The following is a 22,466-nucleotide window of genomic DNA, read 5'->3' as shown; positions in this document are numbered from 1 at the left end:
TCCTAACGCGAAGGGGCGGCGGCCGTGTCCGGCGCGGCGGACTCGGCGGAGGTGGCGGGTTCGGTGGGCGGGCGCCTCAGGGCGTAGCGGCGGGCAGAGATCTGGGCGCCTTCCATCAGCAGCGGCCCCAGGCGCCAGTATTCGGCCAACGGCTCTTGGTCGCCCGGCGGCGCGTCCCAGAGGTGGTCGCGGCGCATCTGGCCCAGCGCGCCCGAGGCCCTGACGACCTCCGGATCGACGATCTCGGGCGCCCCCTGGTCCGGGCCGACATAGATCGCGTCGGACGCGCAGTAGAGCTCGCACATGAAGCAGGTCTGGCACTGATCGAGGCGTGCGATCACCGGCGGTCCGCCGGTCGGCGACGGATCCAGGACGTGGGTGGGGCAGGCGCTGACGCAAGAGCCGCAGCCGTTGCACAGGTCTTCGAAGATATGGGTGATCACGCCGCGGCCTCCACGGCGTTTCGTTGCGAGACCGGCTCGTAGCGGGTCCAGAGTTGGTCCAGTCCGCCGACCAGAAGCCGTCTGCCGCCATCGGCGGAGAGATCCGGGGCGTCGGCCCGGGCGTGCAGGCCGCGTGTCTCGTCGCGGTCGAGGGCCGCGCGGGTCGACCAGCGGGCGCTGGCCAGCAGGGCGGCGGTTTCGCGGGCGGCGACCTGGTCGAGGCCCTCGGGGCGTCGATGGGTCGCCACGGCGCTCCACGCGTCGTCGAGGCGGGCCAGGGACGCCTCCAGCGTCTCGCGGCGGCGCCACAGGGCCTTGTCGTAGCTCAGCATCTCATCCTGCACGGTCTGGACGGCGGCGCGTTCATCGACCGCCGCGATGGCGCCGGCCGGCCTCAAGCCCGCACGACCGGCTGGGGCGGCCCGCTCGCCGGCGCGCACGCCGTCGGCCTTGGCCAGCCTGGCGCCCGCGATCCCCGCGATTTGTCCGGAGGTCAGGGCCCAGGCCGAGTTGGGCGAGCCGCCGCCGCTGCTGGCCCCGACGATCAGTTCCCGCGTCGCCGTGTCGCCGGCCGCGAACAGGCCTCGCACCGTCGTCTGGCAGTCGTCATCGACGATCCGCAGGCCGCCCGTGCCGCGAATGGTGCCCTCGCCGAACAGCTTCACCTCGAAGCGCTCGTCGAACAGCCGCACGCCCTTGCGCTCGAAGGGCGCGACGGTGGCCGGCTGGATGCGGCGCAGGATCGGTCGCAGGGCAGGGGGCGCTTCGCTGAGGTCGGCGAACACCGGCCCTTCAAGCATCGCCTTGGCCAGGGCGCGGTGGTGGTCGCGATCGGCCAGGGCCGGCGGGATATCCAGTTCCTGGCCGGTCGCGTCGAAGAAGCGCGCGGCGGTGTAGGGCAGCGTCCGGGTCGAGCACCAGGCGGGCGACAGGGTGTAGATGCTGGAGAATTCCATGCCTGACAGCTCGGCGCCGACTTCGGCCGCCATCAGATGACCGTCGCCGGTGTTGGTATGGCTGCCGATCAGGCCCGAGCGAAAGGCGCAGCCGCCCGTGGCCAGGATCACCGCCCCGGCGCGGATGGTCCAGGCTCGGCGCTCCAGCCGCGCATAGCCGGCGGCTCCGGCGACCGAGCCGTCCTGATGGATGAGCAGTTCCAGCGCCGGATGGTGGTCGAGCACCCGCACGCCGCTGTCCAGCGCGTAGGCGCGCAGGGCCCGCAGGTACTCGGGGCCGCGCACGCCCGGATAATAGGTCTGGCCATCGCCGTCGCGGCCGAAGGCGTAGTAGGGCGCGAGCTGGGGCAGGGTCCGCCAGGTGACGTCCAGCACCCGCTCCATCCAGGCCTTTTCGGCCAGGCCGTAGCTGCTGGGATAGCGCTTCTCGATCGCCGCCTGGCGCTGCCTGGGATCGGGCGGAACCCACCAGTGGCCGGGACCCGCGGTGGCGGTCACGCCGCTGGTTCCGACGAAGCCCTTGTCGACCAGCGTCACCGTCGCACCTTGCTGCGCCGCCGCGATGGCCGCCCAGGCCGCGGCCATGCCGCCGCCGATGACCAGAACCTCGGTCGACAGATCCTGACCGTTCATGCGTCCCCGTAAGCCTTCATCTCGATCTCCGTTCGATGTCGGGGGCGAACCTAGGGGCTCGCCGCCGCCAGGGATAACGAGGCGTTCTCAAGCCGGATATTCAGCCGGGTCATGGGTGGCCTTCGCCTTGGTCTGGCGCACGGATCGACCGCTCAGGAGGTCGCCGGCCTCCGGAGGCAGGCGGCTGAACAGCGGCAGCGACAGCAGCGACAGGCCGCCCATGACGAAGAAGCTGATCGAGATGTCCTGGGCCGTGAAGCTCGCGCCCTGGCGCAGCGTCAGCAGGCTTTGCAGGGTGGTGGCGGCCAGCGCCACGCCCAGGCTCTGGGCCAGTTCCTGGGTCATGCTGGCCAGCGCGCTGGCGCCGCCCAGAGACCGGTCGGGCACGTCGGCGTAGCAGAGCGCCGACAGGGCGGTGAACTGCAGCGAGCGCAGGAAGCCGCCGAGCAGCAGCAGGGCGAAGATAAGTGCGTGCGGGGTCGAGGCCCGGAAAAGGCCGATGCCCGCCAGCAGCAGGCCGGTCAGGGCGCCGTTGACGATTAACACGCGGCGAAAGCCGTAGCGCCGCAGCAGCGCCGTCGCCGGCGCTTTCATCAGCAGCGCGCCCATTGCGCCGGCGAACGAGATGACGCCCGACCGCAGGGGCGACATCCCGAAGCCGACCTGCAACAGCAGCACAAGCAGGATCGGCGAGGCTCCCATGGCCACCCGCCACACGCCGCCGCCGAATATGGCCACGTTCATGGGCGGGATGCGCAGCAGCGACAGGTCCAGGATTGGCGAGCGCGCCGACCGGGCGTGGTTGACGTAAGCCGCGAGCGCCAGCACGCCCAGCGCCCCGAGGCCGGCGATCGCGCCGGGCGGCCAGCTTGGCCTTCCCACTTCGCCCAGGGCCGTCACCAGGGCCGCAACGCCGCCGCCAGCCAGGACGAAGCCCTTGAAGTCGAGACGGCCGCCGGCTTCGCCGCGCAGGTCCGGGACGACCAGCAGCGCGGCCGCGAGGCCGATCAGTCCCACGGGCGCGCTGAGCAGGAAGATCCACCGCCATGACGCCGCCTCGACGATGACGCCGCCGATCAAGGGGCCGAGTATCGGTCCTAGCACCGCTGGGACGGTCAGGATCGACATGGCTCTGACGATCTGGTCGCGCGGCGTGGCGCGCAGGATCACGACCCGCCCCACCGGCGTCATCAGAGCGCCCGCCACGCCTTGCAGCACGCGGGCGGCCAGCAGTTGCGCAAGGTCGGTCGCCAGGCCGCACAGGGCCGAGGACAGGGCGAAGAGGCCCATCGCCGCGCAGAACACGTTGCGCGCGCCGAAGCGATTGGCCGTCCAGTCGCTGAGCGGGATGCAGACGGCCACGCTGAGCATGTAGGCGCTGATCGCCAGGTTCAGCCGGATCGGGCTTTCGCCCAGGGCCTTGGCCATGGTCGGCAGGGCGGTGGCGATCGCTGTCCCCTCCAGGCCCTGCATCAGCAGGCCGCAGCCGACGACGAGCGGAATCAGGACGGAGGACGCGTCGGGGCGCTCGATAGGGCGGGGCAAGAAGGATCGATCTTTGGCTGGCGAGCGCTGTGAAACCGCTTCCCCGCCTGGCGGGGAAGCGGTCTTGGTCGGCGTGGACTTAGAGGTCGGTCCAGAGCGGCTCGTCGGCGATCAGCACGCGGTCGAGCAGGCGAGGGAAGTCGCCGTAGTTCCGGATGGCGATGTGGACGGCGGCGCGGTTGTCCCAGAACGCCACCGAGCCGGGACGCCACTTGAAGCGCACCTGGTATTCGGGCTTGCGGTACTGGTCGAGGATCTCGGTCAGCAGCGCGTTGCTCTCCGCGCGGTCCAGTCCGATGACCTGCGGCTTCTGGGTGAAGTTCACCCACAGGATCGAGGCGCCGGTCTCGCGGTGCTTGCGGACGATCGGGTGGGCCACGATCGGATAGTCGTGACCGGCCGCGAGCAGGGCGTCGCGGAAGTCGTGGGTGACGTGCAGGCCTTCCAGGCGCGCCTTGGTCTCGGGTTTCAGACCCTCATAGGCCGCGCCGGCGTCCACCCAGACGGTGTCGCCGCCGACCTCTGGCAGGTCGATCGCCCGCAGCACCGCGCCCCAGGTCGGCACCAGTCGCCAGCTGGTGTCGCTGTGATAGCCGGCCTGGACCAGTCCCGCGCCCGCCGCCTTGCGGGTCTCGAACAGATAGGGATCCGGCGGCTCGATCTTGTGGATCGGCTTGTTGTTGGCGTCCGAGCGGGTGGTGGGATGGGTGTAGAGCGGGCCGAAATTGGCGGCGAAGGCGGCCTGGCTTTCGGCGTCCAGGGCATGCTGATCGCGGAAGAAGACCACCTTGTAGCGCAGCAGCGCGGCCTTGATGAAATCGCGATCCTCGGTGCTCAGCGGGCGGCTGAGATCGACGCCCGCGATCTCGGCCCCGATCGTCGGCTCCAGGGGCGAAAGCGTGAGGCCGGCGGTTTTGACCTCGGGGCGTCGCTCAAGTGTGACCGTCATGGATGTTCCTCCGCGCGGTCAATCATCGGCCGCTTGCGGAGGCTATAACGACGGCCTCCGAATGATCATGCGAGTTTGTAAAATACCGTTGGCGATGTTCGCTAATATAGCTGAAGTCGAAGGTTTGAATGTCGCTGAAGCGATCTGTCCATGAAGTCTTGGCGCGCAATTTTGAGGTGGGCGTTGCTGTTCAGTCGAGCGCCTTGAGTGGAAGCCGCCATGGCTTATCCTCCCAGACGCGAAGGCTTGGCCGGACGGTAGCGGTCGATGTCGATGCCGTGGCGGCGCAGCTTGTCGTAGAAGGTCTTTCGCGGGGTTTGCAGCAGGGTCATGGCCGTGCGGGCGTCGCCGCCGCAGGCCGCCAGGGTCTCGCGGATGACCATCGCCTCGTAGCGGCCGGTGCGTTCGGCCAGGCCCTCTTCGGCGCCCTGGACGGCGCCGCCTTCGCCCAGGGCGGCCGAGGACAGCCCCAGGGCCACGCGCTCGGCGTAGTGCGCCAGTTCCCGGACGTTGCCAGGCCAGTCATGTCCCAGCAGGTGGTCGCGGATCGTCGCCGTCAGGCGCGGCGCCGGCCGCCGCAGTCTGGCGGCGGCCTCGGCCAGGAAGTGGCCGAATAGCGCCGGCACGTCCTCGCGCCGCTCGCTCAGGGGCGGAACCACCAGGGTGACCACGTTCAGGCGGTAATAGAGGTCGGCGCGGAAGGCGCCGTCACGCACGGCCTCGGCCAAGTCGATCTTGCTCGCGGCGACGATCCGCAGGTCCAGGTGGCGCGGTTCGGACGCGCCGACGGGCCAGATCTCGCGCTCCTCGACCACCCGGAGCAGCTTGGCCTGCATGCTGGGCGAGAGGCCCTCGATCTCGTCGAGAAACAGCACCCCGCGATCGGCGCGTTCGATGCGGCCGATATTGGGGCGAAGGCCGCCGGCGCCGCCGGCCGCGCCGAACAGCTCGGTCTCGAACACCGCCTCGGGAAGCGCCGCGCAGTTGACCGCGACCATCGGCCGGGCGCGCCGCGCCCCCCCACGATGCAGGGCCTGCGCCACCAGACCCTTGCCGACGCCGGTCTCGCCCTGGATCAGCACATCGACCTCGGCCTCGGCCAGCTGGGCGATGGTGGCGCGCAGGCGCTGCATGACCGGCGTGTCGCCGAGCAGCATCGAGCCGCCAGGGTTTTGGGCGGCGGCCTCCAGGCGGCGGTTGTCCAGCACCAGCCGGCGCTTCTCCAGCGCGCGCGACAGGGCGGCCGTCAGCCGCTCCATCGGGAAGGGCTTGGAGACGAAGTCGTAGACTCCGTCCTGCAGGGCGGCCACGGCCATGGCCACGTCGCCGTGGCCGGTGATCAGCAGCACCGGGATGTCGGGGTCGATCGCCTGGGCGCGCTGGAACAGCGCCAGGCCGTCCATGCCCGGCATGCGCACGTCCGAAACGATGACGCCGTCGAAGTCGCGCGACACCGCCTTCAGCGCCGCCGGGGCGTTGTCGAACGCCGCGACGTCGAAGCCGCGCAAGGCCAGGCCCTGGGCGACGGCGACCCGCAACGCCTCGTCGTCGTCGACGAGCAGAATCTTGCCGGCCGGCGCGCTCATGGAACGGCCTTGCGCAGGGTCAGTATGAAGGTCGCGCCCTGGCCTGGCGCCGAGACTGCCGTCAGCTGGCCGCCGAAATCGACGGCGATGTCGTGGGCGATGACGAGGCCAAGGCCCAGGCCGCGCGGCTTGGTGGTCAGGAAGGGCGTGAAGAGGGCGCGCTCCACCTCGGGCGCCAGGCCTGGGCCGTTGTCGCCGACGGCGATCTCGACCGTGTCCGCGTCTTCCCGCACCGTGACGGTGACGACGCCGTCGGCGCGGTTGCCCACCGCCTCGAAGGCGTTCTGCAGCAGGTTGACCAGCACCTGCTCGAGCCGGACCCGTTCGCCCAGAACGCTCAGGCCCGCGGTTTCGCCCTGGCGGACCAGCCGCGCCTCCTGGCGTCGCGAACGGCTGGCGGTCAGCAACACCGAGCCGTCGATCACCTCGGTGACCAGCGTCGGCTCGACCCGGCCGTCGGCCTTGCGCGAGAAGGCCCGCAGTTCGTCGGTGATCCGGCCGATCCGCTCGGTCATCGCCACGATGGCGGTGAAGGTCTCGCCAGCGGCGTCGGCGAGGCCTCGGCCGATCAGCAGCAGGCCGTTGTCGGCGTTGGCCCGGATCGCCGCCACCGGCTGGTTGATCTCGTGCGCCACCCCGGCGGCGATCTGGCCGAGGGACGCCAGCTTGTTGGCCTGCACCAGGTCGGCCTGTAGCGAACGGAGCCTCGTTTCGGTGCGCTGGCGCTCCTCGACCTCGTGCGACAGGGCGCGGTTGGCGTCGGTCAGTTCGTGGGTGCGTTCCTCGACCCGCCGTTCCAGCTCCAGGCGCGTCTCGCGATCGCGCAGGGCGGCCAGATGGATGCGCCGCCGCCGCACCCACAGCCAAAGCAGGGCCGCGCTCAGCAGGGTCCAGACAAGGGCGGTGATCCATCGCGCCGCCGCCGCCGCCTGCTCGGCGGAAGCGGCGGTGCTGAGGAGGTGCAGCGTCCATCCCGGCGCGACATCGGTCAGGCGGGTCTCGATCTGGCGTTCGGCGCGGGGCGTATCGGTCCGGGCCACGGCGCCGGACTTCTGGCGCAGGGGCAGGGGAGCGAAGGTCGCGCCGCCGTACTGGCCCCCCGCGCGCAGGGCGTCGCGTCGGGCCTGGGGCAGGGGATCACGGGCGAGGAAGCGCCATTCGGGCTGGCTGGTGATCAGCACCAGGCCTTGGCTGTCGACCACGAAAGCCGGCTCGCCGATGGCGCGCCAGGCGGCCTCGACGCCGTCGAACTCCAGCTTGACCACGACGACGCCCAGCGGACCCGTCGGGCCATCGACACGGCGGGCCAGGTAGAGGCCGGGCTTGCGGCTGACCGTGCCCAGGGCGAACTGCTCGGCGTAGCCGCTGCGCAGGGCCTGCGCGAAATAGGGGCGAAAGCCGTAGTCGGAGCCGACGAAGCTGGTCGGCAGCCGCCAGTTGCTGGCGGCCGCGGTGACGCCGTCGGTGGCGATGACATAGACAGCCGCGGCGCGCGCCTGGACGCCCAGCGCCTCCAGCTTGCGCGACAAGGCCTCCAGCTTGGTGGGCGAGCGGCTGGCGAGGGCGGCCTCCAGGTCGGCGTCGTCGGCCAGGACCAGAGGCAGGGCCCGCTGCTTGTCGAGTTCGCTGCGCAGCACCGCCGCGTGCAGCGCCGCCGAAGCGCTTGCCCGCGCCCGCAGGGCCGTCATCGCCCGCTGCTCGACCAGGGCTCCGACCGACCAGACCAGGAGCGCGCCGATCGCCGCCGCGACCACGGCGAACACCGCCAGTCGGGATCTTGATACAGCAGGGCCTGACGCGGAGAGCGCTTCCGGTGCGATCGACTTAGGTTGTGCCATATTCCACACAATATGGATCTGAGCTGGGCGGACTATGGCACGGCATGTCACGTCGAAGCGAGCCCGTATCGGGTTATTCTTTCAGTTATTCATGGCTTTACAGATTTTATCGGATCGTGGACTCCCGCCCTGACCATCCTGCGCCACTCTTGGTCCAAGCGCCCGACCTGCAAGGACGCGCGAGGAAACGAGCCCAGGAGCCCGCCAGATGATCCCGCAAGCCCCGTCCGCCGCGGCCCCGCCGCGCCCCGGTCCCTGGTACACGCATCTCTACGTCCAGGTGCTGGTCGCCATCGCCGCCGGCGCCCTGATCGGCCACTTCTGGCCTGGCTTCGGCGAGAGCCTGAAGCCGCTGGGCGACGCCTTCATCAAGCTGGTGAAGATGGTCATCGCCCCGGTGATCTTCCTCACCGTCGTCACCGGCATCGCCGGCATGCGCGACCTGGGCAAGTTCGGGCGGGTGGTGCTGAAAGCCTTCGCCTACTTCCTGACCTTCTCCACCCTGGCCCTGGTGCTGGGCATGGTGGTGGGCAACCTCGTCCATCCGGGCGCAGGCATGAACATCGATCCGGCCACGCTGCACAGCGAGAAGGTCGCCAGCTACGCCGCCAAGGCCCACGAGACGACCATCGTCGGCTTCCTCAGCAACATCATTCCCGCCACGGTCACGGGCGCCTTCGCGGATGGCGACATCCTGCAGGTGCTGTTCTTCTCGATCCTGTTCGGCGTCGCCCTGGTGCTGGTCGGCGACAAGGGCCAGCCGGTCGTCGATCTGCTGGAGTCGATCGCCCATGCCTTCTTCCGCCTGGTCGGGATCCTGATGAAGGCCGCCCCGATCGGCGCCTTCGGGGCCTTCGCCTTCACCATCGGCAAGTACGGCATTGGCTCGGTCGTGAATCTGGCCGCCCTGGTCGGGACGTTCTACGCCACCTCCATCATCTTCGTCGTGGTGATCCTGGGCGCGGTGGCCCGGTTCAACGGCTTCTCGATCCTCAAGCTGATCCGCTACCTGAAGAGCGAGCTGCTGCTGGTGCTGGGCACCAGCTCGTCTGAATCGGCCCTGCCCAGCCTGATCGACAAGCTGGAGCGCGCAGGCTGCGCCAAGCCCGTCGTCGGCCTGGTGGTCCCGACCGGCTATTCGTTCAATCTCGACGGCACCAACATCTACATGACCCTGGCGGCGCTGTTCATCGCCCAGGCCACGGGCGTGCACCTGTCGCTGGGCGATCAGCTGCTGCTGCTCTCGGTGGCCATGCTGTCGTCCAAGGGCGCGGCGGGCGTCACTGGCGCGGGCTTCATCACCCTGGCCGCCACCCTTTCGGTGGTGCCCTCGGTGCCGGTGGCCGGCATGGCCCTGATCCTCGGCGTCGACCGGTTCATGAGCGAGTGCCGAGCCTTGACCAACTTCATCGGCAACGCCGTGGCCACTATCGTTGTCAGCCGCTGGGAAAAGGCCCTCGACAAGGACGCCCTCGACGCCGCCCTGGCCGGTCACGCCGTGCCGTCCGATGTCGAGCCGGTTCCGGCCGCGGCCGAGTAAGGATCCTTCCAGGCAGTCGGGCCGCCCGCACGGCGGCCCTTTCCTTCCTCTTCCTCCCGCGCCTGGCGCGGGAGCGGGAACTCACGCCCATGCGCATTCTCTTCGCCACCACGGCCCTCGTGGCCGTCGGCTTCGCCGGCGCCGCCCGCGCCGAGGACGCCGATCTCGCCGCCCTCAAGGCTCAGATCCAGCTGCTGCAAGCGCGGATTGACGTCCTGGAACGCCAGTCCGCTGTCGCTACCGCCGCGCCCACGCCAGCGCCGATCGCGACCCTCCCGACCACCTCGCCGCCGAAGCCGGTCGCCGAGCCCGTGCGCTGGGAGAACTCGCCGCGCTTCACCGACGCCTCGGGTTCGACCTTCAAGCTGCGCGGCCGTATCCTGCTGGACGCCGTCGATGCGATCGCCGAGCGCGACGGCGTCGCCGACTATCACGCCCGCCAGTTCAAGGCCCGGCAGCTGTTCCTGGGCGTCGAGGGGCAGACCGGCCGCTGGGGCTATCGCCTGGAAGGCGGCGCGGTCAGCGGCGGCGCCTGGAGCTGGGACGACGCCATCATCGAGTACAAGCTCGACGCCCAGACCTCGCTGCTGGCCGGCAACCAGAAGGCCGCTTCGCTGGAGGGCCTGACTTCGTTCAAGTCGATCACCTTCATGGAGCGGGGCGCCTATGGCGACGTGATCGACGCTGGCTACGCCCTGTCGCTTGAGGCCGTGCGCACCGGTTCCAACTGGTCGCTGTGGGGCGCCTTGCAGGGCGACAACATCAACAAGACTGACGCCACGGGCGGCTACGACCCCAACCAGGCCGTCGAGCGCCTGGGCGCCACCGTTCGCGCCACCTGGTCGCCGCAGCTTTCCGACGCCGACCGCCTGCACCTGGGCGCCTGGGTGCGCCGCCGTGATCGGGGAGGGGAGACCGGCTTCACCTATTCGGCGGCGGCCAACACCGCCTTCCGGTCCCAGACCTCGTCCGGCGCGACCCTGTTCTCGACCGGCGCGGTCGGCGACGGCGACACCACGCTGGGGATCGAGGCCGCCTGGATCCATCGGGCGCTGTCGCTGCAAGGCGAGGCGGCCCGGATCAAGGTCGACCGCATCGCCACAAACCTCAGCTCGACGCTGGGCGGGCCGGACTTCGACATCGTCACCGCCTACGCCTCGGCCAGCTGGTTCGCGACGGGCGAGACGCGGCCCTACAATCCCAACGGCTCGTTCGGTCGGATCAAGGTCGCCCATCCGCTCGACAAGGGCGGCCTGGGCGCGCTGGAGTTCGCCGCCCGCTACGACTATGCCGATTTCAGCGACATGGCGGCCAACGGCGTCGCCACGCTCGCCTCGCAGACCGGCCTTTCCACGGCCGGGACCTACAAGGCCGTCACCTTCGGCGCCAACTGGTATCCCTATTCCTATGTGCGCCTGACCGGGAACCTGACGCGGGCGACCATCGACAACCGCCTGATCGCCGGCTCCCAGCTGGACGCCGACGTCACCGTGGCCCAGGCCCGCCTGCAGTTGGAATTCTAGAGTCGGACAGCCCGCTGACGGGATCGATACGGATCCCGCCAGCGGCCTCGATCGCTAGAGCTTGACCACCTGACCCGTGCGGGCCGACTGGCCAGCCGCCTCGGCCAGGGCCAGGGCATCGACGCCGTCGATATAGCCGATCGCCGGCAGGGCTTCGCCGCGGATGATCTGGGCGAAGTGGGCCATTTCCCGGCGATAGGCTTCGGCGTAGCGGTCGAGGAAGAAGTTCTGGAAGGCGTCGCTGGCCGCGCCGGCCTCGCCCCAGACCGAGACTGTGCTCTCGGTGACGTTGTCGGCCCGGACCAGGCCCTTGGAGCCGAAGGCCTCGATGCGCTGGTCGTAGCCGTAGCCGCTGCGGCGGCTGTTGCTGATCATGCAGATCTTGCCCGAGGCGGTGCGCAGCAGGATCTTGGCGGTGTCGACGTCGCCGGCCTCGCCGATGGCCGGATCCACCAGGCAGCTGGCGGCGGCGAACACCTCGGTCACCGGTTCGTCCAGCAGCCAGCGGGCCATGTCGAAGTCGTGGATCGCCATGTCCTTGAAGAGCCCCCCCGACACCTTGACGTAGGCGACCGGCGGCGGGGCAGGGTCGTGGCTGGTGATGTGCACCGTCTCCAGCGCGCCGACCGCGCCGGCCGCCAGCCGCGCCTGCAAGGCCTGGAAGCTGGGGTCGAAGCGGCGGTTGAAGCCCAGGAACAGCTTCACGCCAGGCGCGCCCAGTTCGGCCGCCGCCGAGCGGGCGCGGGAAAGATCCTGGTCGATCGGCTTCTCGCAGAACACCGCCTTGCCCGCCGCCACGGCCTTCAGGCTGTAGTCGAGGTGGGTGTCGGTCGAGCTGGCGATGATCACCCCGGCCACCGACGGATCGTTCAGCGCTGTGTCGAGATCGGAGACCTGGGCGCCGGTCTCGGCCGCCAGCGCCTCGGCCGCCTCGGCGACGGGATCCACCACATGCTTCAGCCGCAGGCCGGCCTGGCCGGCGACGTTCTTGGCGTGGATGCGGCCGATGCGGCCCGCGCCGAGGATGGCGATGTCGTGCATGGGAACCTTCAAGGTCTCGGTGGATTGAGCGCAGGAGCGGGCGGCGTATCCGTCGCCTGACCGTTCGATCGCGTCGTCTCGACCATGATCGCTCCCTCGTCCGGCTCATGACGCGGCCGGGACTTCGTGTTCCTGTAGCCTGGAATAAAAATTCCCTCTACGGGTAAAGTGGAATTCCTGGTCGTAAGTTGAACCCTGGCGTTCATACACGGAACGGATATTCTAATTTGACCGATCGGACTGTGGGGCGCGGATGACGGACGAAATCATGGCGGCGAACGCCCCCTCCAGCGCGGACGAACTGAGGGCGGCGATCCTCGATCGCTACGAGACGCTCAGCAAGCGTTTGCAGCAGATCGCCCGCTACGTGCTGGACGAGCCCAACGAGATGGCCCTGGAGACCCTGGCGGTGATCTCCGAGCGTTGCGGCGTGCAGCCGTCGGCCATCGTGCGCTTCGCCAAGACCTTCGGCTTCCCCGGCGCCAGCCAGATGCAGCGGCTGTTCCGCGACGGCCTGCTGTCGGGCCACTCGGCCCTGGGCTACGGTGAGCGCGTGCGCCACTTCAACGAAGCCGTGGCGCGCAAGCCCGAGAGCGGCGCGGATGTGCTGTCGGAGTTCGTCGAGGGCAACACCCTGGCCCTGCAGAACCTCGGCCAGACGGTCAGCGAGGCCGACATGGCCAAGGCCGTCGCCCTGATCGACAAGGCCGAGACGGTCTATGTGGTCGGCTTCCGCCGCTCGTTCCCGGTGGCCTCGTACCTGGCCTATTCGCTGCAGCAGGTGAACAAGCGCACCCTGTTCATCGATGGCGTGGCGGGTCTGACCAAGCAGCAGGTCCAGACGATCGGCCCCAAGGACCTGCTGATCGCCGTCAGCTACCACCCCTATGCCGAGGAGACGGTGCAGGCCGTCGAAATGGCGGTGCAGCGCGAGGCCAAGGTGCTGTCGATCAGCGACAGCCTGGTCAGCCCGATCGCCAAGCCGGCCGAATTGGTGCTGCACGTGCGCGAGTCCGAGGTGCGGACCTTCCGCTCCCTGGCCGCCTCGATCTGCCTGGCCCAGGCCCTGGTGATCGGCTTCGCCTTCGAGGCCAACAGGGAAAAGGGCAGGAAGCGCAAGGTTGGCTGAACCGTGCGTTCCATTCTCGCTCAAAAATGAAATGAATGTTGCGAGATTTTGAAGCTTGGAATATGCGTTACATGGCGCCGACGGGGAGGTCGGTCAGAAAAAAGTAGCGTGGAACCGGAATGGCGCACGACGAAAAGGCCCTTGATCTCATCACCGTCGGCCGTTCCTCCGTCGACCTGTACGGCCAGCAGACCGGCGGCCGGCTGGAGGACATGTCCTCCTTCGCCAAGTATCTGGGCGGCAGTCCGACCAACACCGCCGCGGGCGGTGCGCGCCTGGGCCTGAAGACGGGTCTGCTGACGAGGGTCGGCTCCGACCACATGGGCCGCTTCATCCGCGAGCAGCTGGTCCGCGAGGGCGTCGACGTCGCCGGCGTGCTGTCCGATCCCGACCGCCTGACCGCCCTGGTGATCCTGGGCATCCGCGACCGGGTCAATTTTCCCCTGATCTTCTATCGCGAGAACTGCGCCGACATGGCGCTGCTGCCCTCCGATGTCGACGAGGCCTGGATCGCCAGGGCCGGCGCGGTGCTGATCAACGGCACCCACCTGTCGCAACCCAATGTCTACGAGACCAGCCTCAAGGCCGCCCGCGCGGTGAAGGCGGCCGGCGGCCGGGTGGTCTTCGATATCGACTATCGCCCCGTGCTCTGGGGTCTGGCTGGCAAGGACGCCGGCGAGAACCGTTTCGTCGAGAACCGGCAGGTCACCGAGAAGCTGCAGGAGGTTGTGGCCCTCTGCGACCTGATCGTCGGCACCGAGGAGGAGATCCATATCCTCGGCGGCTCGACCGACACCATCGCCGCCCTGCGCGCGATCCGCGGCGGGGCCCCCGGCGCGCTGCTGGTCTGCAAGCGCGGGCCCGACGGCTGCGTGGCCTTCCCGGGCGCGATCCCCGACAGCCTGGACGAGGGCGTCAGCGCGCGCGGGTTCAAGGTCGAGGTGTTCAACGTTCTGGGGGCCGGCGACGCCTTCATGGCCGGCTTCCTGCGCGGCTGGCTGCGCGGCGAAAGCGTCGAGACCTGCTGCGAGTGGGGCAACGCCTGCGGGGCGATCGTCGTCTCGCGCCACGGCTGTACCCCGGCCATGCCGACCTGGGTCGAGCTGGAGGCCTTCCTGTCCGACCGAGAGCGGCCGTTCCGCCTGCGCGAGGACGTGGAGCTGGAGCACATCCACTGGGCCACCACCCGCGACCGGGTCTATGACGAGCTGACCGTCCTGGCCGTCGACCATCGCAGCCAGTTCCTCGACCTCATCGCCGAGACGGGCGGCGATCCCGAACGCATTCCGCACTTCAAGACCCTGGCCTTGCGCGCGGTCGAGGCCGTGGCCGGCGGCGACGAGAGCCGCTTCGGCCTGCTGCTGGACGGCCGTTTCGGGTTCGACGCCTTGGCGCAGGCCGCCGACCACGACTACTGGATCGCCCGCCCGATCGAGCTGCCCAAGTCGCGACCGCTGGAGTTCGAAAGCTCGGCCGACGTGGCCACCGAGCTGGTCGAGTGGCCGGCCAACCAGATCGTCAAGTGCCTGGTCTTCTATCACCCCGACGACGAGGTCGAACTGCGCGAACGGCAGGAGCGGCAGCTGCTGCGGTTGTTCGACGCCTGTCGCAAGACGCGCCACGAACTGCTGCTCGAGCTGATCCTGCCGCCGGGCATGCAGAGCGACAGCCGCACCGTGGCGCGCGGCGTGCGCCGGCTCTACGACCTGGGCATCCGCCCCGACTGGTGGAAGCTCGAGCCCCTGACCGACCCGGCCGCCTGGCGCGAGATCGAGATCGCCATCCGCGAGAACGACCCGCTCTGCCGTGGCGTGGTGCTGCTGGGGCTGTCGGCGCCGGAGGCCGAACTCGTCGCCTCGTTCGAGGTCGTCGCGCCGTTCCCGATCGTGAAGGGCTTCGCCGTGGGGCGGACGATCTTCTACGATGTGGCTCGCGATTGGCTGGCCGGCCGCATCGACGACGAAGCGGCCGTCGCCGCCCTGGTGAGCAAATTCAAGGTGCTGGTGGACGCCTGGAAGCGTCTGCGGAGCGCCGCCGAGAAAGCCGCGTAAATGGCCGCCGCCCATACCACCGTCCGTCTCACCGCCGCCCAGGCGACCGTCCGTTGGCTCTCGCAGCAGCATGTCGAGACCGGCGAGGGCGTGCTTCCTTACTTCGCCGGGGTCTGGGCGATCTTCGGCCACGGCAATGTCGCCGGCCTGGGCGAGGCCCTGCACGGCGCTCGCGACGTGCTGCCGACCTGGCGCGCCCACAACGAGCAGGGCATGGCCCACGCCGCCATCGCCTTCGCCAAGCAGTCGCGGCGCGAGCGGGCCATGGTCTGCACCACCTCGATCGGGCCGGGCGCGACCAACATGGTCACCGCCGCCGCCCTGGCGCATGTGAACCGCCTGCCGGTGCTGTTCCTGCCCGGCGACGTCTACGCCAGCCGTCGGCCCGATCCCGTCCTCCAGCAGATCGAGGATTTCGGCGACGCCACGGTCAGCGCCAACGACTGCTTCCGTCCGGTCTCGCGCTATTTCGACCGCATCACGCGCCCCGAGCAGATCCTCGACGCCCTGCCGCGGGCGCTTGCGACCATGCTCGACCCGGCGACCTGCGGCCCCGCGACCCTGGCCTTCTGCCAGGACGTCCAGGCCGAGGCCTTCGACTATCCGGAAGCCTTCTTCGCCAGGAAGGTCTGGCGCATCCGCGCGCCGCGTCCCGATCCGCGCGAGCTTGCCGATCTCGTCGCCCTGATCAAGGCGGCTAAGCGCCCGTTGGTCGTGGCCGGCGGCGGGGTGCTTTACGCCCGCGCCGAGGCGGTGCTCGCCGACCTCGTCTCCGCCGCCGGCCTGCCGGTCGCCGAGACGCAGGGCGGGAAGGGGAGCCTGGTCTGGGATCATCCCCTGAACCTCGGCGCGATCGGCGTCACCGGCACGAGCGCCGCCGTCGCCGCCGCCGAGCAGGCCGACCTCGTTGTCGGCATCGGCACGCGCCTGCAGGACTTCACCAGCGGCTCCCGCGCCCTGTTCGGGGCCGAAGGTCGCAAGCTGGTGCAGGTCAACGTCGCCCCGCATGACGCCCACAAGCACGGCGCCACCGCCGTCGTCGGCGACGCCAAGGCGGTGGTCGAAGCGCTCGCGCAAGCCCTGGACGGCTGGCGCGCGCCGGACGGCTGGACCGCAGAAGCGACTGGCGGGGTCGCCGGCTGGAACGCGATCTTCGACACCGCGACGGCGTCCGACGACCGGCCGCTGCCGACCGACGCCCAAGTGCTGGGCGCGGTGTGGCGGGCCTCGTCTGGCGACAGCGTCGTGGTCTGCGCCGCCGGCGGCCTGCCGGGCGAGCTGCACAAGCTGTGGCGCACCCGCCGGCCCGGCGGCTACCACGTCGAATACGGCTTTTCGTGCATGGGCTACGAGATCGCCGGCGCCGTCGGGGTGAAGATGGCCGCGCCTGATCGCGAGGTCCACGTGATGGTCGGCGACGGCAGCTACTTGATGCTCAATTCCGAGCTCGCCACTTCGGTGATGCTGGGCGCCAAGCTGATCGTCACCGTGCTCGACAATCGCGGCTTCGGCTGCATCAACCGCCTGCAAGCGGCCACCGGCGGGGCGGCGTTCAACAATCTGCTGGCCGACGTGGTCCACGAGACCCTGCCCGACATCGACTTCGCCGCCCACGCCGCGAGCCTCGGCGCGCGGTCGGAGAAGGTGGCCAGCCTGGCCGAACTGGAAGCCGCGCTGCAACGCGCCAAGGCCAGCGACCGGACCTATGTCGTGGTCATCGACACCGACCCGGCGCCCACCACGCCCGGCGGCGCCTGGTGGGACGTGGCCGTGCCCGAGGTCTCGGTGCGCCCGGCCGTCAACGCGGCCCGCGCCGACTACGAAGACAAGATCAAGCAGCAGCGTACAGGGGACTGACCCATGACCATCCGTTTCGGCGTGAGCCCCATCGCCTGGATCAACGACGACATGCCCGAACTGGGCGGCGACACCCCGCTGGAAAGCGTGCTGGCCGACTGCCAGGCGATCGGCTTTTCCGGCGTCGAACTGGGCGGCGTGTTCCCGCGCGACCCGGCGGTGCTGAAGCCGCTGCTCGACCGCTACGGCCTCGACCTCGTCGGCGGCTGGTACAGCGGCAATCTCTTGGTGCAATCCGCCGAGGACGAGATCGCGGCGCTGCAACCGCACCTGTCGCTGCTGAAGGCGATGGGCTGCACCGTCTTCGTCCACGCCGAGACCAGCAACGCCATCCACGGCGATCGCTCCCAGGCCCTGTCGGCCACGCCGCGCCTCGACGCCGAGGGCTGGAAGGAATTCGGCGCGCGCCTCACGCAGGTGGCCGACTACATCGCCTCCCAGGGCTTGAAGTTCGCTTACCACCATCACCTGGGCACCGTCGTCGAGCGGCCCGAGGACCTTGACGCCTTCCTGGCCAACACCGGTCCTTCGGTGGGCCTGACCGTCGACACTGGTCACGCGGCTCTGGGCGGCCTCGATCCCGTCTCTATCATCCGCAACCACCCCGAACGCGTCGCCCACGTCCACTGCAAGGACATCCGGGGCGAGGTGTTCAGCAAGGTGATCGGCCAGGACGGCGGCAGCTTCCTCGAAGGGGTGCTGGCCGGCATGTTCACCGTGCCGGGCGACGGCTCGCTGGACTACGCCGCCGTCATGCAGGCTCTCGCCGAAATCGGCTATTCCGGCTGGATCATCGTCGAGGCCGAGCAGGATCCGGCCATCGCCAATCCCCGCGAGTACGGCGAGATCGGCCTGGCCACCCTGAAACGCGAAGCGGCTTCGGCGGGCTTGAGGGCCGCGTGATGAGCCGGCTGCTCGTTCGCCCCCACGCGCCCGCCGCCGACGGCTCGGTGCTCGAGGTCACGCCGCAAAGCGCCGGCTGGAGCCATGTCGGCTTCCGGGTGATCAAGCTGGCGGCTGGCGAGACCTTCGACGGCGTCGAGCCCGACCGCGAAACCTGTGTGGTGATCATGAGCGGGGCCGCCGAGGTCAGCGCCGAGGGCGTCGCGTTCGGCAGGGTCGGCGGCCGCGCCAGCGTGTTCGAGGACAAGGCGCCCGGTGCGGTCTACGTCCCCGCCGGCGCCGCCTACGCGGTCGTCGCCGTCACCGAGGTCGAATTGGCCCTGTGCACCGCTCCCGGTAAGCCCGGCGGCCAGGCCCGGCTGATCGCCGAGGCCGACATGCCGCGCGAGGTGCGGGGGCAGGGGACCAACGTCCGCCATGTCCGCAATATCCTGCCCGAGACCGCGCCGGCCGACGGGCTGCTGGTGGTCGAGGTGATCACTCCGGGCGGCCACTGGTCCAGCTATCCGCCGCACAAGCACGACACCGCCGCCGAGGGCGAGGAGACGGCGCTGGAGGAGACCTACTATCACCGCCTGAACCCGCCGCAGGGCTTCGCCTTCCAGCGCGTTTACACCGACGACCGCAGCCTCGACGAGACGGTCTGCGTGCAGGACGGCGACGTGGTCATGGTGCCGCGCGGCTATCACCCGGTCGGGGCCCCGCACGGCTACGACCTCTATTATCTCAACGTCATGGCCGGCCCGCACCGGAAGTGGATCTTCCGCAACGACCCGGCCCACGACTGGATCGTGCGCAAGCCATGATCCTCGGCGACATCGACAAGGAGCGCGTCATGCGCAGCATTCCCCACTTCGTCGGCGGCCGCGCCGTCGAGGGCGCGTCCGGACGTTTCGGCGAGGTCTTCGATCCCAACACCGGCAAGGTGCAGGCCCGCGTCGCCCTGGCCTCGGCCGAGGAACTGAACGCCGCCATCGCCGACGCCAAGGCCGCTCAGCCGGCCTGGGCCGCGACCAATCCCCAGCGGCGCGCCCGGGTGATGTTCGAGTTCAAGCGCCTGCTGGAAATCCACATGGAGGAGCTGGCCCACCTGCTGTCGGCCGAGCACGGCAAGGTCATCGCCGACAGCAAGGGCGACATTCAGCGCGGCCTGGAAGTCATTGAGTTCGCTTGCGGAATTCCTCACTTGCTGAAGGGCGAGTATACGCAAGGCGCTGGCCCCGGCATCGACGTCTATTCCATGCGCCAGCCGCTGGGCGTGGTGGCGGGCATCACCCCGTTCAACTTCCCGGCCATGATCCCGATGTGGATGTTCGGCCCGGCCATCGCCTGCGGCAACGCCTTCATCCTCAAGCCGTCCGAGCGCGATCCGTCGGTGCCGGTGCGCCTGGCCGAACTGATGATCAAGGCCGGCCTGCCGCCGGGCATTCTCAACGTCGTCCAGGGCGACAAGGACTGCGTCGAGGGCATCCTCGACCATCCGGACATCAAGGCCGTCAGCTTCGTGGGCAGTTCCGACATCGCCCAGTCGGTGTTCCAGCGCGCCGGCGCGGCCGGCAAGCGCGTCCAGGCCATGGGCGGCGCCAAGAACCATGGGGTCGTCCTGCCTGACGCCGATCTCGACCAGGCCACCGCCGACATCATCGGCGCGGCCTACGGCTCGGCCGGCGAGCGCTGCATGGCCCTGCCGGTGGTCGTGCCGGTCGGCGAGAAGACCGCCGTCGCCCTGCGCGAGAAGCTGGTCGCCGCGATCGGCTCCCTGCGGGTCGGCGTCAGCACCGACAAGGACGCCCACTACGGCCCGGTCGTCAGCGCCGCCCACAAGGCGCGGATCGAGAGCTACATCCAGCTGGGCGTCGAGGAGGGCGCTGAACTGGTCGTCGATGGTCGCGGCTTCGCCCTGCAAGGCCACGAAGACGGCTTCTTCGTCGGGCCGACCCTGTTCGACCACGTCAAGCCGACCAGCCGCTCCTATCAGGACGAGATCTTCGGCCCGGTGCTGCAGATGGTTCGCGCCGAGAGCCTTGAGGAGGGGATCCATCTCGCCTCGCGCCACCAGTACGGCAACGGCGTGGCCATCTTCACCCGCAACGGCGACGCCGCCCGCGAGTTCGCCGATCAGGTCGAGGTCGGCATGGTGGGCATCAACGTGCCGATCCCGGTGCCGGTAGCCTATCACAGCTTCGGCGGCTGGAAGCGCTCGGGCTTCGGCGACCTCAACCAGTATGGCCTGGACGGCGTGCGCTTCTACACCCGCACCAAGACCGTCACCCAGCGCTGGCCCAAGGGCGGCGCGGTGCTCGACCAGAGCTTCGTCATCCCGACCATGCGGTGAGGCTGGGCTCATCCCCAACCACACTGCGTGGTCCTCGTCCTTCGACGAGCTCAGGATGAGGACCATTGCAGGCCGCGGCGCTTGTAAAACCTCATCCTGAGCTTGTCGAAGGACGAGGTTTTCGCCCGGTCGTCGCCGACCCCGCTACCGACGCGGCGGCCGCAGGCGGAACTTCACCGGCGCGTCGCGGTCGGCCGTCAGGCGGCCTCCGACGAGCTTGAGCTCCGCCACCTGGATAACGGTCCTCTGCTTCCAGTACGGATCGCTCTGGGCTTCCGGCTCGGCGCCCTGGTGCACGAAGTAGTAGATGAAGGCCCGTCCGCCGCTGACCACGATGTCGGGATGCTGGCCGATGCCGCGATCGGTCGACAGCGCGCCTGGGGTCTGCAACAGCCGCTCGGCCTGCTCGGTCCAGTGCAGCCCGTCCTTGGACTGGAGCACCAGCAGGCCCTTCCAGACGTCGGCGATCAGCCACCAGCGCCCCTTGAAGCGAAAGACCTTGGGTCCCTCGGCCGCGCTCTTGGTGACGTCGCCCTCGGGCGCGGGCGTCCAGGTTTTGAGATCCTGGCTGTCGACGGCCTTGAGACGGGTTTTGGGCCGAGAGTCCCGATAATACAGGCGATAGCGGTCCTTCAGCCGCACGACCGAGGCGTCGATGACCAGGTCGGAGCCCAGGTCGAGCGTCTCGCCGCAGGTCCAGTCGGAAAGGTCGGCGCTGGTCAGGTGCACGATCTTCGTCGTCGCGCCGGGTTCGCCCCAGCGGTGGTGGACGCCGGGCACGATGGTGAGCCACAGGTGGTAGACGCCCTGCTCGTAGAACAGCTCCGGCGCCCACAGGGTCACGCCCGTGCAGGCCTGGGGGAAGGTCGCGGTCCCCTTGTAGCGCCAGGTCACGCCATCCGCCGAGGTCGCGACGCCGATCGGGGTGGCGTGCACCCAGGCGACGTCAGCCGGATCGGGCAGGCGCAGGGTGGCGCGCCGGTTGGTGTAGAACATCGTCCACAGATGCGCCGCGCGGTCCCAGACGATCGACACGTCGGCCGCGCCGTCCAGCACCGGATCCCGGTAGAGCGGCTTGGGCGCGGTCTGCGCCGCCGCCAGGCTGGGAGCTAGCAGGCCAAGCAGCAGGGCCGCGATCAGCGCTCGGTACGGACGTCGCGCCTTGCCCTTCACGGCGCTTTCTTCCCGGGGCGCACTTCCACGATCGCGCCGTCGGGACCGTAGGTCAGCGGCTCGATGGCGATCGAGCGGCGGTGGTCGCCGCCGCCGGGCAGCAGGTTGTCGTGATAGAAGAACCAGGTCCGGCCCTTGTCCTGTAGGATGGCCTGGTGGTTGGTCGAGATCTTCAGATAGTCGAAGATCACGCCGCGATAGGCGTAGGGGCCCAGCGGCGTCTTCGAGGTCGCATAGACGATCTGGCCCGGCCAGCCGGTCGAGAAGCTGAAGTAGTAGAGACCCTTGCGCTTGTGCAGGAACGGAGCCTCTCCGTACTTCTTCTTCGGATCGTCGGTCGGGAAGCCGGTGACGGCGATGTCCTGGATCGGGCCGACCAGGCTCTTCATGTCCTTGCCCAGCTTGACGATCTTCGGCACGCGGGTGCCGAACAGCATGTAGGCTTGGCCGTCGTCGTCGATCAGCACCTGCGGGTCGATCGGCTCGGCGCCGGCGTTGGCGTCGCGGGCCTTGTCGACCAGCGGCGCGCCGATGGCGTCGACGAACGGCCCCTCCGGACGGTCGGCTACCGCCACCCCGATCTTGTCGCCGCCCACGGGGGCGTAGAAGTAGTACTTGCCGTCGCGATAGGCCGCTTCGGGCGCCCAGGCCTTGGCGTCGGGCTTGGCCCACTTGAACACCGTGACCCCCAGGAACGCGCCGCCGTCCTTCCAGGCCTTGAGGTCCTTGGAGGTGTAGAGCCGCCAGGTCGTCGAGTCCCAGTACTTGCCCGAGTTGGAGGCGTCGTCGGTGGCGTAGAGGTAGTAGCCGCCCTTGAAGGCGTGCGGCGACGGGTCGGCGTTGAAGCGCGGGCTGATCGGTTCGCCGGCCAGGGCGGCGCTGGCGAGAGCCGATCCGGCCAGCAGGACGGCGAGGCAGAGGGCGAGACGCTTCATGGGGAACTCCTTGGACTCGCCGGCTTCGG

17 protein-coding genes are annotated in these 22,466 nt (G+C 69.5%); 8 read left to right on the top strand and 9 right to left on the bottom strand.

Going from position 1 to position 22,466, the window contains the following annotated elements:
• Positions 1–2: 2 nt before the first annotated feature.
• From AC1RRS_RS07375 to AC1RRS_RS07350, 6 genes are all read right to left on the bottom strand, one after another.
• Entirely contained in the window at positions 3–443 is a 441-nt protein-coding gene (locus tag AC1RRS_RS07375) for a 4Fe-4S dicluster domain-containing protein (RefSeq protein WP_492854577.1), read from the bottom strand.
• The gene (locus AC1RRS_RS07370; protein WP_492854576.1) at positions 440–2,032 is read right to left on the bottom strand and encodes an FAD-binding protein; all 1,593 of its coding nucleotides are present in this window, start codon (positions 2,030–2,032) and stop codon (positions 440–442) included. The genes AC1RRS_RS07375 and AC1RRS_RS07370 overlap by 4 nt, the downstream gene beginning before the upstream one ends.
• 87 nt (positions 2,033–2,119) lie before the next feature.
• Positions 2,120–3,577, bottom strand: a complete 1,458-nt coding sequence (locus tag AC1RRS_RS07365; protein WP_492854575.1) for an MFS transporter — start codon at positions 3,575–3,577, stop codon at positions 2,120–2,122.
• Positions 3,578–3,656: 79 nt separating this feature from the next.
• Positions 3,657–4,526, bottom strand: a complete 870-nt coding sequence (locus AC1RRS_RS07360; protein WP_492854574.1) for a TauD/TfdA dioxygenase family protein — start codon at positions 4,524–4,526, stop codon at positions 3,657–3,659.
• A gap of 224 nt (positions 4,527–4,750) precedes the next feature.
• Positions 4,751–6,112, bottom strand: coding sequence for a sigma-54-dependent transcriptional regulator (locus tag AC1RRS_RS07355; RefSeq protein ID WP_492854573.1), 1,362 nt, complete (start codon positions 6,110–6,112; stop codon positions 4,751–4,753).
• Entirely contained in the window at positions 6,109–7,875 is a 1,767-nt protein-coding gene (locus AC1RRS_RS07350; RefSeq protein WP_492854572.1) for a sensor histidine kinase, read from the bottom strand. The genes AC1RRS_RS07355 and AC1RRS_RS07350 overlap by 4 nt, the downstream gene beginning before the upstream one ends.
• A gap of 283 nt (positions 7,876–8,158) precedes the next feature.
• Between AC1RRS_RS07350 and AC1RRS_RS07345 the strand changes: the two genes are divergently transcribed.
• Positions 8,159–9,490 carry a dicarboxylate/amino acid:cation symporter gene (locus AC1RRS_RS07345; protein WP_492854571.1) on the top strand — a complete coding sequence of 444 codons (1,332 nt, stop codon included), beginning with the start codon at positions 8,159–8,161 and terminating at the stop codon, positions 9,488–9,490.
• Positions 9,491–9,579: 89 nt separating this feature from the next.
• The gene (locus AC1RRS_RS07340) at positions 9,580–11,013 is read left to right on the top strand and encodes an OprO/OprP family phosphate-selective porin (protein ID WP_492854570.1); all 1,434 of its coding nucleotides are present in this window, start codon (positions 9,580–9,582) and stop codon (positions 11,011–11,013) included.
• 54 nt (positions 11,014–11,067) lie between these two features.
• Here the strand turns inward: AC1RRS_RS07340 and iolG are convergent, their stop codons facing one another.
• Positions 11,068–12,054: an inositol 2-dehydrogenase gene (gene iolG, locus AC1RRS_RS07335; RefSeq protein ID WP_492854569.1), complete on the bottom strand. Its 987-nt coding sequence runs from the start codon at positions 12,052–12,054 to the stop codon at positions 11,068–11,070.
• A gap of 253 nt (positions 12,055–12,307) precedes the next feature.
• Between iolG and AC1RRS_RS07330 the strand changes: the two genes are divergently transcribed.
• The 6 genes from AC1RRS_RS07330 to AC1RRS_RS07305 all read left to right on the top strand — a co-directional run bounded on the left by AC1RRS_RS07330 (position 12,308) and on the right by AC1RRS_RS07305 (position 20,329).
• The gene (locus AC1RRS_RS07330; RefSeq protein ID WP_492854568.1) at positions 12,308–13,183 is read left to right on the top strand and encodes a MurR/RpiR family transcriptional regulator; all 876 of its coding nucleotides are present in this window, start codon (positions 12,308–12,310) and stop codon (positions 13,181–13,183) included.
• A gap of 119 nt (positions 13,184–13,302) precedes the next feature.
• Positions 13,303–15,234, top strand: coding sequence for a bifunctional 5-dehydro-2-deoxygluconokinase/5-dehydro-2-deoxyphosphogluconate aldolase (locus AC1RRS_RS07325; protein ID WP_492854567.1), 1,932 nt, complete (start codon positions 13,303–13,305; stop codon positions 15,232–15,234).
• The gene (gene iolD / locus AC1RRS_RS07320; protein WP_492854566.1) at positions 15,235–17,091 is read left to right on the top strand and encodes a 3D-(3,5/4)-trihydroxycyclohexane-1,2-dione acylhydrolase (decyclizing); all 1,857 of its coding nucleotides are present in this window, start codon (positions 15,235–15,237) and stop codon (positions 17,089–17,091) included.
• Positions 17,092–17,094: 3 nt separating this feature from the next.
• Positions 17,095–17,994 carry a myo-inosose-2 dehydratase gene (gene iolE / locus AC1RRS_RS07315; RefSeq protein ID WP_492854565.1) on the top strand — a complete coding sequence of 300 codons (900 nt, stop codon included), beginning with the start codon at positions 17,095–17,097 and terminating at the stop codon, positions 17,992–17,994.
• On the top strand, positions 17,991–18,800 hold the full coding sequence (gene iolB, locus AC1RRS_RS07310) for a 5-deoxy-glucuronate isomerase (RefSeq protein ID WP_492854564.1): 810 nt from the start codon (positions 17,991–17,993) through the stop codon (positions 18,798–18,800). Before iolE ends, iolB begins: the two co-directional genes overlap by 4 nt.
• Positions 18,797–20,329, top strand: a complete 1,533-nt coding sequence (locus AC1RRS_RS07305) for a CoA-acylating methylmalonate-semialdehyde dehydrogenase (protein WP_492854563.1) — start codon at positions 18,797–18,799, stop codon at positions 20,327–20,329. Before iolB ends, AC1RRS_RS07305 begins: the two co-directional genes overlap by 4 nt.
• A 144-nt stretch (positions 20,330–20,473) precedes the next feature.
• Here the strand turns inward: AC1RRS_RS07305 and AC1RRS_RS07300 are convergent, their stop codons facing one another.
• Entirely contained in the window at positions 20,474–21,502 is a 1,029-nt protein-coding gene (locus AC1RRS_RS07300) for a glycoside hydrolase family protein (protein WP_492854562.1), read from the bottom strand.
• Positions 21,499–22,437 (bottom strand): family 43 glycosylhydrolase, encoded by a 939-nt coding sequence (locus tag AC1RRS_RS07295; protein ID WP_492854561.1) that lies wholly within the window; start codon positions 22,435–22,437, stop codon positions 21,499–21,501. The genes AC1RRS_RS07300 and AC1RRS_RS07295 overlap by 4 nt, the downstream gene beginning before the upstream one ends.
• Between the last annotated feature and the right edge of the window lie 29 nt (positions 22,438–22,466).

Source organism: Caulobacter sp. GW821-FHT12A07 (assembly GCF_058807655.1).
Note: the sequence above shows the minus strand (reverse complement) of the source record. Positions and strands in the feature narration are given on the sequence as shown.